The organism is Patescibacteria group bacterium, assembly GCA_026417895.1.
In the GTDB taxonomy this organism is placed as follows: domain Bacteria; phylum Patescibacteriota; class Patescibacteriia; order UBA2591; family CALHIP01; genus CALHIP01.
This window is the reverse complement of record JAOACJ010000006.1, coordinates 19,806-32,992: the sequence shown is the minus strand read 5'-3', so window position 1 is coordinate 32,992 and position 13,187 is coordinate 19,806. Positions and strand designations below refer to the sequence as shown.

Annotated in this window: 10 protein-coding genes and 1 other RNA gene; all 11 read left to right on the top strand. The window is 34.6% G+C overall.

From position 1 onward, the window contains the following. Positions 1-254 precede the first annotated feature (254 nt). Positions 255-1,097: a glycosyltransferase gene (locus tag N2259_01070; protein ID MCX7778819.1), complete on the top strand. Its 843-nt coding sequence runs from the start codon at positions 255-257 to the stop codon at positions 1,095-1,097. Further along, the gene (locus tag N2259_01065; protein ID MCX7778818.1) at positions 1,094-2,062 is read left to right on the top strand and encodes a DNA recombination protein RmuC; all 969 of its coding nucleotides are present in this window, start codon (positions 1,094-1,096) and stop codon (positions 2,060-2,062) included. The genes N2259_01070 and N2259_01065 overlap by 4 nt, the downstream gene beginning before the upstream one ends. Position 2,063: 1 nt before the next feature. Then, complete coding sequence (locus N2259_01060) at positions 2,064-3,233, top strand: glycosyltransferase family 4 protein (protein ID MCX7778817.1); 1,170 nt, start codon at positions 2,064-2,066, stop codon at positions 3,231-3,233. Further along, positions 3,223-4,947 carry a single-stranded-DNA-specific exonuclease RecJ gene (gene recJ, locus N2259_01055; protein ID MCX7778816.1) on the top strand — a complete coding sequence of 575 codons (1,725 nt, stop codon included), beginning with the start codon at positions 3,223-3,225 and terminating at the stop codon, positions 4,945-4,947. Before N2259_01060 ends, recJ begins: the two co-directional genes overlap by 11 nt. Then, positions 4,944-7,553 (top strand): HAD-IC family P-type ATPase, encoded by a 2,610-nt coding sequence (locus N2259_01050; protein MCX7778815.1) that lies wholly within the window; start codon positions 4,944-4,946, stop codon positions 7,551-7,553. The genes recJ and N2259_01050 overlap by 4 nt, the downstream gene beginning before the upstream one ends. Before the next feature lie 6 nt (positions 7,554-7,559). Beyond that, entirely contained in the window at positions 7,560-7,964 is a 405-nt protein-coding gene (locus N2259_01045; GenBank protein ID MCX7778814.1) for a ribonuclease HI family protein, read from the top strand. A gap of 12 nt (positions 7,965-7,976) precedes the next feature. Beyond that, positions 7,977-8,825, top strand: coding sequence for a hypothetical protein (locus N2259_01040; protein ID MCX7778813.1), 849 nt, complete (start codon positions 7,977-7,979; stop codon positions 8,823-8,825). Between the two features lie 38 nt (positions 8,826-8,863). Beyond that, positions 8,864-9,178, top strand: an RNA gene (gene rnpB / locus N2259_01035) — RNase P RNA component class A. A 73-nt stretch (positions 9,179-9,251) separates the two neighbouring features. Beyond that, positions 9,252-10,619 carry a sugar transferase gene (locus N2259_01030; protein ID MCX7778812.1) on the top strand — a complete coding sequence of 456 codons (1,368 nt, stop codon included), beginning with the start codon at positions 9,252-9,254 and terminating at the stop codon, positions 10,617-10,619. A gap of 16 nt (positions 10,620-10,635) precedes the next feature. After that, positions 10,636-11,799, top strand: a complete 1,164-nt coding sequence (gene metK, locus N2259_01025) for a methionine adenosyltransferase (GenBank protein ID MCX7778811.1) — start codon at positions 10,636-10,638, stop codon at positions 11,797-11,799. Continuing rightward, positions 11,796-13,154, top strand: a complete 1,359-nt coding sequence (locus tag N2259_01020; GenBank protein MCX7778810.1) for an FAD-dependent thymidylate synthase — start codon at positions 11,796-11,798, stop codon at positions 13,152-13,154. Before metK ends, N2259_01020 begins: the two co-directional genes overlap by 4 nt. Positions 13,155-13,187: the final 33 nt, after the last annotated feature.

The following is a 13,187-nucleotide window of genomic DNA, read 5'->3' as shown; positions in this document are numbered from 1 at the left end:
ATCACTGGTGCAGAAAAATGTTTTTTAGTCGTGAATCAAGAATGGCTCAAGTCAGAAATTTTTGATAAAATAAAAAAATTTTTAGGCGAACCAAGAATGATTGATAATGTCTATTTTTGGTACTATGAAAAATAGAAGAATCGGAAAATAGAATCTAGTTTCTAATTGTTTGTTTTTACCCTCTCTTAATCTTTTTGATTTTTAATCAATTTAAAGTAATATTAGCACACTGAACTGATGGGAATAAAAAAGCTATGCCAAAAGTTTCAATAATTTTATCAACCTATAACGGCAGTCAATTTATTGAGCGAGCGATAAAAAGTGTCCTCGCTCAAAGTTTTAATAATTTTGAATTAATAATAGTGGATGATGGTTCGACAGACAATACTTTTCAAATTATTAATCAATGGGCAAAAAAAGATCACAGAATTGTTGTTTTAAAAAATAAAAAAAATCTCGGCATTCAGCAATCAGCCAACAGAGGATTAAAAGAGGCGCAGGGTGCATTGATTGCTCGGCTCGATGATGACGATGAGTGGCTTGATTGTGAGAAATTAAGAAAACAGGTTGAATTTTTAGAAAAAAATCCTGATTATGTTTTAGTAGGTACCAAAGCCATCATTGTTGATAAGAATTATCGAGAACTTTATCGAATCAATCAAACCGGATTGGATGAAGAGATAAGAAAAAAAATTTTAAGAAACAATCTCTTCCTCACTTCAACTATTTTATTTCGCAAAGAAGCGATTTTAAAATTAGGTGGTTATAGTGAAAAAGAAAGTGAAAGATATATTGAAGATTACGATTTAATTTTAAAATTAGGCACGATTGGTAAAATCGCCATTCTTAATTTTTACGGCGCGCGTTGTCTTCATCACCATCGTATCAGTCGAAAATATAAAAAAGAGCAGCTAAGAAAATCTCTTGTCTTGATTAAAAAATACCGCTTTTATTATTCTGGCTATTTTAAAGCTTTTTTAATTAGATTGTTGGGTTTGATTATCTATGGTTTTTTAGGATTGCCCTTATTGGCAGTTTGGAAAAATAAAATTTTAAATATTTTCAAAATTCAAAAAAATGCTAAAATAAACAGATGACCAGTTTGATCTACATCTTAATTGCTTTTCTGACAGGTTTGTTGATCTTTATTATTTATCAACTAAAAGAATTAAAGAGAATGCAGGAAGCGAAAGAAAATCCTTTAAGTCAGGTGGCAGAGCTGATTAAAACCACCCAACAAGAACTTTCGGCAACCCGACAAGAAATGAGGGGTGGTTTAGATAGAAGCAACGAAATGATTCAAAAACAACTTTCTACCACTAACGAAAGGTTGACACAAGCAGCACGAGTTATTGGCGAACTCCAGGAAATAGCCAGACAAATGAGCGACCTTCAAGCTTTTTTGAAATCACCGAAATTAAGAGGCAACATTGGCGAGCAAGTTTTAAGAGATCTTTTAGAACAATACTTTCCTTACACTCAATTTAAACTTCAGTACAAATTTAAAACCGGCCGGGTTGTTGATGCTATTTTAAAAACTGACAAAGGGATTATTCCGATTGACTCGAAGTTTCCTATGGAAAATTTTCAGAAATATATCCAAAGCAGGGATGAGAAAGAAAAGAAGGAATACTTTCGCGGCTTTATCCGTGATGTTAAAAAACATATTGACGATATTTCTGAACAATATATTTTACCTCAGGAAGGAACAGTTGATTTTGCCGTGATGTATATTCCGGCTGAAGCCGTCTATTATGAAGTGATTAAAAATATTGATCTCAATCGTTACGCCATTGAGAAAAGGGTTTTAGTTGTTTCACCCAATAGTTTTTATTATTTTTTAAAGGTTCTAATGATCGGTCTGGAAGGAAAAAGAATTGAAGAGGCAACGAAAAGAATTTTAGAAATGTTAGCCGCCATCCAAAAAGATGCCAGCAAATTTTCTGAACAATTAAGAATTTTAACTTCCCATCTTAATAACGCCCGCTTAGCCCTCGACCGGGTTAATGCCGAATACGCTAAACTTTCCAGTAAAATAGACCAAACCAAATTATTAAAGTGAAATGCCTAAAACTTTACTGATTACTTTTTTCTTTCCGCCAAAAATGGGCGGCATTGAACATTCTTTAGCCAATCTTTGTCAAAGATTACCCCCCGAAAAAATTGTTGTATTGGCTGACAAAGAAAATGGTTGGCAAGAATTTGATCAAAAACAGAATTTCAAAATTTATCGAGCTAAATTCTTTGGCTCTAAATTTTTAAAACCGAGCTGGCTATTTCTTTTTTTTAAAATTTGGCGAATCGTTAAAAAAGAAAAAATTGAGGTTATTTTGTTTGGCCACTATGCTCATTACTGCTTACTTGGTATTCTTTTTAAGAAATTTCTTAAGATTCCATTTTTAATTTATGGGCGAGGTGTTGATCTTCTGATTGACCAACAAGGAAAAATAAGCAAGTTTTTTCTAAAATTTAACTTAAAAATGGCAAATTGTGTTTTAACCAACAGTCATTATACTGAAAAAGAAGTTGTCAAACTTGGTATTCCAGAAAGAAAAATTAGAGTAGTTTATCCAGGAATTGACTTAGAAAAGTTTAATCCGGAGAGAGTCGATTTAAAAGTTTTGGAAGAAATCAAAAATTCTTTAGGTCTTAAAGAAAAAAAAATTCTCATTTCTGTTGGTCGGATGGCCAAAATCAAGGGTTTTGACTTAGTCATCAAAACTTTGCCAGAGATCAAGAAATCAATTAACAATGTTGTCTATCTCATTATTGGTCAAGGCCCAGAAGAAAAAAAATTGAAAGAATTGGTGAGAAGGTTAAATTTAGAAAACGAAGTGATTTTTGTCGGAGCAGTGAAAAGGCCAGAAGAGGCGATTCCTTATTATTTTTTAGCTGATCTTTATCTTGGGCCATCCAGAGTTTTGACATATTCCGGCTATCAACATCAGGAGAGTTTTGGCACCTCTTATCTTGAAGCACAAGCGATGGGAAAACCAGTAGTAGCAACCAGAAGTGGTGGCATTCCTGAAGTAGTGGCCGATCAAAAGACCGGTTTCTTAGTACCACCCGAAGATGTTGAGGCGCTTCGCCAAGCTATTGTCAAAATATTAACCGATTCAAATCTAATGACTAAACTTAAAAGTCAAACTAGAAAATGGGTAGAGAGGTTTAGTTGGCGTTATCAAATTAATCTTTTTATAAAAACTCTTAAACAAGTGAGGTATGGAAAATAATTATCTCTGGCAAATAGCACCAAAAATTCCTGATGATTTCAGAAATCAATTTCCAGAAATTAACCCTATTCTTCTCCAGCTGCTTTGGAATCGGGGTTTAAAAACACAAGAAACGATTGACGAATTTCTTTTGCCTGATTATTCACAGGACCTTCATGATCCTTTTTTATTTCAAGGCATGAAAAAAGCGGTAGAAAAAATCCTCTCTCTTATTCATCAGCAAGAATTGATTACTGTTTATGGCGATTATGATGCTGACGGCATCTGTGGTACAACCATTCTTTATCTCACTTTAAAAAAAATAGGTGCTCGAGTTGATTATTACATTCCTGATCGAGAAAAGGAAGGTTACGGTCTAAATACTACCGCCATTAGAAGACTGGCTCAAAATGGCACAAAATTAATCATTACAGTTGATTGCGGTATTACCAATGAACAAGAGGTGGCTCTAGCCAACCACCTTGGTTTAGAAGTCATTATCACTGACCACCATACGCCCCTAGAGACACTGCCTGAATCTTTAGTTAATCTCAATCCAAAAATAAAAGATGAAAAATATCCATTTAAAGATTTAAGTGGTGCCGGTGTGGCCTTTAAACTAGTTCAAGCACTACTAAGAAAATCTCCGGTCTTTAATTTTCAATTTTCCAATCCGGAAGCCTTTGAAAAGTGGCTTCTAGATTTAGTGGCCATTGGGACAGTTGCTGACCTTGTTGAGTTAAAGGGCGAGAATCGAACATTGGTTAAGTATGGTTTAATGGTTTTAAATAAAACTTCACGTCTTGGTCTACGGGCCTTAGTCAAAGAGGCTGGTCTTTTTTTAGGAAATCTTGGGACATGGCATATAAGTTACCAATTAGCACCGCGCCTAAATGCAGCCGGACGTATGGATCATGCCAATACTTCTTTAAGACTTTTATTAACTGATGATAGAAAAGAAGCAGAGAATTTGGCTAAAAAAATCAATAAAATCAATGCCGAAAGGCAGAGATTGGTCGAAGACATTTTTCAGAAATGGCAAAGTAAAATTGGTCTTGAACCAAAAGAAAAAATTTTAATTTTATTTCAGGAAAATTGGCCAGTCGGTATTCTCGGTCTAATTGCCAATAAATTTGTTGATGAGTACCTAAGACCGATCTTGGCTGTTAGTCTTCGTCAAAATGATATTAAGGGTGTTGGACGAAGTATCAAAGAGTTTAATTTAATTGAATCGTTAAAACAATTAGAAGGATTTTTTTCTCATTATGGTGGGCACGCCGGAGCAGCTGGCTTCACTTTCAAAGAAAAAAATTTATCTCTATTCGCTGAATTTTGTCGAGCTATAAAAGACATTGCTGAAGATAAATTAAAAGATTTAGATTTGCGGCATAAAATTTTTATTGATACTGAAATCAATTTTTCGGATATAAACTGGCCTCTTTATGAAGAAATAAAAAAATTTGAACCCTTTGGCCAAGGTAATCCCAAGCCAATTTTTTTAGCCAGAAACTTGATCATTGAAGATATAAGTAATGTTGGGAAAAACGGTCAGCACGCAAAAATTATTGTTGGTGGCGGAAAAAAGATGATTTATTTTGATAACGGTCATCAACTGAATCATCTAAAAAGAGGTGATCAAATTGACACTGTTTTTGAATTAGGAGAAAATGAATGGGATGGCTTAAAGGAATTAGAATTTAGAATTTTAGATTTAAAGAAAAGCGAAACATTATGAAAGAATTTCACAATCTTTCTGTTGAAGAAGTAATCAAGTTTTTTAAAACTTCCGCGTCTGGTTTGAGTTTTGAAGAAGCAGAGAAAAGAACTAAAAAATATGGTCTCAATAAATTGCCCGAACCAAAACGATTAACCAAATTGACGATTTTCTTATCACAATTTAAAAACCCCCTCATCATAGTTCTAATAGTGGCGGTTGGTATTTGTTTCTTCTTAAAAGATTTGAAAAATTTGTCTGTTATTTTAGTAGCGGTTGTTTTAAACACTTTTATTGGTTATTGGCAAGAAGAAAAATCAGAAAGGGCCGTTCATCAGCTCAGAAAAATGGTTGAACATAAAGCAAAGGTGGTAAGAAATGGAGAAGAACATCTAATTTCAGCGGAAAAACTTGTACCGGGTGATATCTTAATTTTAGAGGCCGGTGATATAGTTTTGGCTGATGCGCGGGTCATTGAAAGTCATAACCTACAAACAATGGAAGCAGTTTTAACTGGTGAATCAAAACCATCAAATAAAAAGATTGAAGTATTATCTAAAGATACTATCTTAGCTGATCGGGAAAATATGGTCTATCAAGGAACGATTATCAGTCGAGGAAAGGGAAAAGCTCTGGTAATAGCAACTGGTTTTCAAACTGAATTTGGCAAAATCGCTAGTTTAATCAAAGAGACGAGAGAAGATGAAACACCCCTTCAAAGAAAAATGACTCATTTAGCCAAAGTTATTGGTTCGGTCATTGTCATTTTAGTTATTTGCCTATTTATTCTTGGCTTGACTACACGTCGCAAAGGAGAAGAAATGCTTTTAACGTCAGTCGCTTTAGCGGTAGCTGGTGTTCCGGAAGGTTTGGTAATTGCTATTACCGTTTGTTTGGCAACAGGAATGCAAAGAATTTTGAAGAAGAAAGCTTTGGTAAGAAAATTAATAGCCGCGGAGACACTGGGTTCAGTGACAACAATTTGTTCCGACAAAACCGGAACCTTGACTGAGGGGAAAATGAGTCTTTCTGAAATCATTAATTTTGATAAAAATAACGATCTCATTTTTAAGATTGGATTACTCTGTAATAGTCTCATTGTCGAAAATCCAGAAGATCAAATAGAAAATTGGCTGATTGAAGGCGATGAAACGGAAAAATCTTTAGTCTTGGCAATAATTAACAAAGAGGGGGTTAATAAGTGGAAAAATTTACATCAAGAATGTCCTCGACTTTCTGAAATTCCTTTTGATTCAGAAAGAATGTGGATGGCAACACTCCACCGATGTCAAATGTCAAATGCTAAATATCAAAACTTTATTTTTGTCAAAGGGGCGCCGGAAAAGATTTTGTCTTTATCGAATTTTTTAGAGAGAGGTAATCAGCGAGAAGAGGTGTTGACTAAAACAAAGAGAGAAGAAATAGAAAATAAATATCTAAAGCTCACTGAAGAAGGTTTAAGGGTTCTGGCGATAGCTTATAAGCCTACTGATAGTAAAGAATTAAAAATTAATGACGTTAATAATTTAATTTTGGTCGGTCTAGTAGCCCTTAAAGACCCTTTAAGAGCAGAGGCAAGAGCGACAATTATGGAATGTCAAGAAGCCGGCATCAGACCAGTGATTGTTACTGGCGATCATCGATTGACCGCTCAATCAATTGCTCAAGAAATTGGCCTGGCTAATAAAGAAATTTTAGAAGGCAGAGATCTAGATAGGTTAGATGACGACCAATTGACTCAAAAACTCAATGAAGTAAGTGTCTTTGCTCGAGTCGAACCAAAACATAAAATCAGAATTGTTGACCTTTTACAAAAGAAAAAAGAAGTCGTAGCTATGACCGGTGACGGTGTTAATGACGCGCCGGCTATTAAGTCAGCCGATATTGGCATCGCCTTAGGTTCCGGGACTGATGTAACTAAGGAAACAGCTGATCTTGTTTTACTTGATAACAATTTCAAAACCATTGTTGAGGCGATTAAAGAAGGCCGGGGCATTTTTGACAATATCAAAAAAGTTGTGCTTTATTTATTATGTAACAGCTTTACAGAAATTATTTTAGTGGCTGGCAGTTTACTTGCTGGACTACCATTGCCAATCTTGCCCGGTCAAATTTTATGGATTAATATTGTTCAAGACGGCCCCCCAGCTATGGCTTTAACTTATGAAAAAACCTCTCCTGAAGTTATGAAAGAGAGGCCGCGGGGTCTAAAAGTGCCAATTTTAGATCGTCAAACAAAATTTTTAATCTTTGGTGTTAGTATGTTTTTTAATTTAATTCTATTTAACTTCTTTTTATATTTTTGGTACAAAACTAAGGATCTTGCTTATACTCAGACAATGATGTTTGTCGCCGTTGGTCTAACAACAATGTTTTATGTTTTTGCCTGTAAAAATTTAAAGAAAAATATCTGGCAATATAACCCTTTTGACAATCCCTTTCTTAATTTAAGTGTTGTTTTCGGCTTTTTAATGTTTTTGTTGGCGCTTTATATTCCATTTTTTCAGAATTTCCTTCAAACCGTACCACTGAGATTCATTGATTGGTCGATCCTTGGTGGTTTGAGCTTAATCAATCTTCTTTTAATTGAATTTGGTAAGTGGCTATTTAGACCAAAGAGAAATTAGAAAATTATGAAATTAATAATCTATACTGACGGAGGGGCAAGGGGCAATCCTGGTCCAGCTGCTATTGGTGTCGTGATTTGTCACGAAAATAAAAAAATAATCAAAAAATATTCTAAATATATTGGTGAAGCAACAAACAATCAAGCAGAATATCGAGCCGTCATTGATGCCTTAAAGGAAGCAAAAAAGGTTGGTGCTCAAGAAATTGATTTTTATTTAGACAGCGAACTTTTGGTTGGTCAGTTGAGTCGTCGATTTAAAATTAAAAACACCGAGCTTGGACAGGTCTTTGTTAAAATTTGGAATTTGAGCCAAGCTTTTAAAAAAATAAATTTTTTCTATATTCCGAGAGAAAAGAATAAAGAAGCTGATCGATTGGTTAATTTAGCACTAAAAAAAATTAATCTATAATTCAGCAGGCTTATGAAGTTACCAATTTTTATCTTGGCAGGTTATGACGTAGAAAATAAATTCTTGAGAAAAAGGCTTTTTGAACTTAAAATTAAAGATGAACCGATTCTAGATCGTCTGATTAGAGAAATCAAGCAGTCGGATTGTTTTTCCGAAATTTACCTCGTCGGGCCAAAAGAAATTCAGCCCAAAAAAGAAATCAACTTTTTTCTTAGTCAGGGGACATTAAAAGACAATTTAAAAATTATCTTTGAATTTTTAGAAAAAAACTTTGACTATAACATTCAGGTCGCTATTATCACTTTTGATATTTTGCCAAAAAGTGATGATTTTAAAATTTTACTTTCTCAACTTAAACCTTTTCTTGGATACGATCTTATCGCTGGTTTTACCCCCTTAAACCTGATGAGGATAAAAAGAGAACCAGATTTTTTTAAAAGAGATTTTAACAATAATGCTCTGCCTTATACCTTCGTTTATAACTTTTTTATTCTTCGACCAAACCATCTAAATAAAAAAATAATCTATTTTTTAACCGAGCTACTCAGACCAGCTAGAAGAAAGAGAATTACTTGCTGGACGCGATTTTTTTTGATACTTTGCAGAACAATTTTCCTTCTTTTAAAATATCCAACTTTAATACCTTTTCTCATTCCTAAAATTATTAAGATGTTTTTTATTTTTAAAAAATATTTGAAAAAAGAATTAACCTTTATTGAATTAGAAAAATTTGTTAGTTCTATTTTTGTCAAAAAAGAATTTAGAAAAGAAAAAAATTGCCACCTTGAAGTTATCAATATTCCTTCCTTTGCCCATGACATCGATTCAGAAGAAGATTTTGAAATTTTAAAAGAGATTTGACAACGATTCTAAATTTCTTATAATAATTAAACATCGGCCGGGTAGATCAGATGGTCGCTTCCAACTTTCTTACCGTTGGAAGAGGAAAGTCCGAACACCCTCCTGGTTTGAGGGATAAAAAAGTAGTGGGTAACACCCACCGTCCGTAAGGACAGAGGTGCGAACAGAGACGACTGGTTCCGAAAGGAACCAGACATCCTAAATTTTTAGGATGAGCTTCACAGCAATGTGAAGGTGAAACGGCTAAATCCTTACTGGGTGAAAGGGTATAACCCGTTTGAGACTAATAGCAATATTAGTCCTAGACAAATGACCATCCTCGACAGAATTCGGCTTATCGATCTACCCGGCTTTTATTTTTCAAAAATTTTTGAAAATATTGTTTTTTCAAGAAAATTTTGTTATAATTTTAACAAAACATTGCCTATGAAAAAGCCAGACCTGACATTTTCCATTCTCCTTCTGCCACTTGATTACTTAATGTTAATTTTAACAGCCCTGACTATTTATTGGTTACGTTTTGAAGCTTTAGTTGAGTTGCGACCAGTTATTTTTGAAATCCATTTTAAAACTTACTTTGGATATTCGCTTTTAATTTCGCTTTTTTTTCTTCTAATTTTTGCTGCATCCGGACTTTACTCGCCAAATCCAAGAAAAGAGTTTTCTAAAATTTTCCTTGCCTCTTCCTCGGCTGTCATGATAATTATTTTGACAATCTTTTTTTCTCGAGAACTTTTTTCTTCGCGTTTTATTATTTTAGCCGCTTGGTTATTTTCCATTTTGTATGTTTATCTTGGTCGAAAAGTTTTTCGTCTCGTTTGGAGAAAAATTCTCGTCAAAACAAAGATTTTTCAAAAAATTGTTTGTCTTGGTTCCGGCCAGTTAGCTGAAGATTTTGTAAAAATTATCACCCAAAATCCATCGTCGGGTTATCAAATTGTTGCTTGGTTGAGAAATCCGGCTGATTTAGATCAGGACTTTTTACAAAAAAGAGGGGAAGAAGTTGACGAAATTATTCTTCTTGACCCTTCTTTAAGTCGAGCAGAAAGATGGCGTTTATTAAGTTTAGCAGATGATTTTCATCTGCCTTTTAAATATCTGGCTGATCCTTTTGATGCTCAAGCTACCAATGTCGGCGTAGAAACTTTTTTCGGTCTACCATTAATTTCTATTAAAAGAACGTCTTTAGAGGGTTGGGGTAAGGTTGCCAAAAGAATTTTTGATCTTGTTTTTTCCATTCTTTTCTTAATTTTATTTTTCCCCCTGTTTTTAATTATCAGTCTCGTCATTAAGATAGATTCGGAAGGACCAGTTTTTGTTAAATTAAAAAGAGTAGGGGAAAGAGGCAAAATTTTCTCTCTTTTAAAATTTCGCTCAATGATTCGAGGAGCTGAAAAAATGAAAAAAAATCTCCTTCCTCTTTCAGAAAGAAAGGGACCACTCTTTAAGATGGAAAACGACCCGCGGATTACCAGGTTTGGCAAATTTTTAAGAAAAACAAGTCTTGACGAATTACCCCAACTTGTTAATGTCTTAAAAGGTGAAATGAGTTTAGTTGGTCCTCGACCCCATGAACCAGAGGAAGTTGCCTTATACGAAAATTACCAGAAACGGCTTTTGAATATCAAACCTGGCATGACTGGTTTAGCACAAATTTATGGCCGTTCTAATTTACCGTTCGAAGAAGAAGCAAAAATTGATATTTATTACATCGAAAACTGGTCAATTTGGAAAGATTTAGAAATAATTTTAAAAACTATCCCCCTTGTCCTTTCTGGCAAAGGGGCAAAATAAATAACCTTAAAATCCTATGAATAATCAAAACAAAAGGAATTATCTTTTAACCTCTGAATCAGTTACTGAAGGCCATCCTGATAAAATCTGTGACCAAATCGCTGACACTATGCTTGACGAAATTCTCAAGCAGGATAAATACGCACGTGTTGCCTGTGAAGTCTTTACCGCTAAAGGTTATGTCGTTATTGGTGGAGAAATTACTACTAAGGCGTGGGTTGATCAGAATAATTTAGTTAGAGAGGTTTTGAGAGATATTGGCTATGTAAAGCCTGAATACGGCTTTGACTACCGAACGGTGGCTGTTTTCAATACAATTACCGAGCAGTCGCCTGATATTGCGCGGGGTGTAAGAAAAACAGCCAGTAAAAAACAAGGAGCCGGTGATCAAGGAATGATGATTGGTTATGCTTGTCGGGAGACACCCGAGTTAATGCCTCTACCGATTTTATTAGCCCATCGTCTTACGAAAAGATTGGCCGAGGTTCGTAAAAAGAAAATTTTGAAGTTTTTAAGACCGGATGGTAAAAGCCAAGTCAGTATTGAGTATGAAGATGGTCAACCAAAGAGATTGACTAATGTTGTTATTGCCGCTCAACATGAGCCGAATGTGAAAATGAGTATATTAAAATCAGCCATTATTAAAGAAGTAATTCAACCAGTCTGCCGTGAATATTTGACCAAAAAAACTCGTTTTTATATTAATAATACCGGTCGTTTTGTCATTGGTGGGCCAGTTTCTGATTCTGGAATGAGTGGTCGAAAAACAGAAGTTGATGCTTATGGCTCAGCCTGTGCCCATGGTGGTGGAGCTTTTTCCGGCAAAGATCCAACCAAGGTTGATCGGACAGCGGCTTATATGGCTCGTTATATTTGTAAAAATATCGTTGCTGCTGGTTTAGCGGAAAGATGTGAATTACAAATGGCTTTTGTTATTGCCGGCACTTATCCCTTGGCTATTTCTTTAAACACTTATGGAACAGCACGGGTTGAAGAGAAAAAAATTATTGAGGCGATTAAAAAGGTTTTTGATTTATCGCCGGCTGGGATGATAAAACAATTAAATTTACTTCGACCAATCTTTCGCCCAACAGCTTGTTATGGCCATTTTGGTCGTCAAGAAAAAAATTTCACCTGGGAAAAGACAGATAAAGTAAAAGAGTTATTAAAGGAAATATGAACTATCCTCGTCGCATTTATCCCTTAGAAAACTTACCGCCAGAAGTCAAGGCGGTAACTTTTGCTAAGTGTAGTCGCTTACCCTTGCCATTTGATCAAATTGCTCAAGAATTAACAGAAGAAAAATCTTCGCAGTTTCATGAAAAATGGGTTTTAGGTTTTGGTCATTCCTCAATTGCCGAGCACGCGGTTTTATCTTTAGCCATTGAAAACGTCTCTATTTTGGCGACTAAAGCTATAGAAGACACACGTTTAGCTTCTTTTACAGAAAAGTCAACTCGTTATCAGGTTTTTGAAAGAGATAAATTTTATCGACCAAAAAGAATTCTTAACTCAGAATTTAAAAATTTATACGAAAAGACATGTCAAAAACTCATTGATTGCTATCTCAATCTTTATGAAAAAATTAGGGAGAAAATAAAGATGGAACTTTCTTCTTTTTCAGAAATGGAGTTAAAAACGAAGACTTGTGATATTGTCCGTTTCATCTTGCCGACCGCCACTTTAACTAATCTAGGTATGACCATTAATGCTCGTTCTTTGGCACATTTAATTAAAAAACTCCTTTCTTCGCCTTTAGAAGAATTTCAGGAGATTGGTCAGGAATTGAAAAGCGCTGGTTTAAAAATTGTTCCCACTCTTTTAAAATATACTGAGGTTAATTCATATTTGATACAAACTTCAAAAAATTTAGCAAGACTAACTAAAAAAATATTAAAACAAAAGCCTCAACGCAGTCACTATCAGTCAGTTGAACTGGTTGAATATGACAAAAATGCTGAAGAAAAAATTATCACCGCTCTTTTATATCGATTCTCTAATTTATCCTATCAAGAAATAAAAAAGAAAGTAAAAAAAATGAGTCGAGGGGAAAAAGAAAAAATTTTTAGTGAAGCAATGAGAAAAAGAGGTTTTCATGATCAACCTTTAAGAGAATTAGAGCATACTTATTACACCTTCGACCTTTTGTTAGACTACGGCGCCTTTCGTGATCTACAAAGACATCGCATTTGTACCCAAACTAATCAGAAATTAACCACTGATTATGGATACAGTCTGCCCATCGAGATTGAAAAATATGGTTTTAAACAAGAATACGAAAAGACAATGAAAGAAGCAGGTGAGGCCTTCAAAAAGATTTCAAAAAAATTTCCTGAAGAAGCATCCTATCTTCTTCCTTTGGCTTTTCGCAAAAGGTTTTTACTCACTTTAAATCTCCGCGAACTTTATCATCTAATTCCTCTCCGTTCATCATCAAAGGCTCATTCCTCTTACCGTCAAATTGCTCAACAGATGTATCAAGAAGTCAAAAGGGTTCATCCTCAACTGATTAAATTTATCAAAATATCAAATTAAAACTGCTGTACAATTATGGTCGTGGCTTTAATT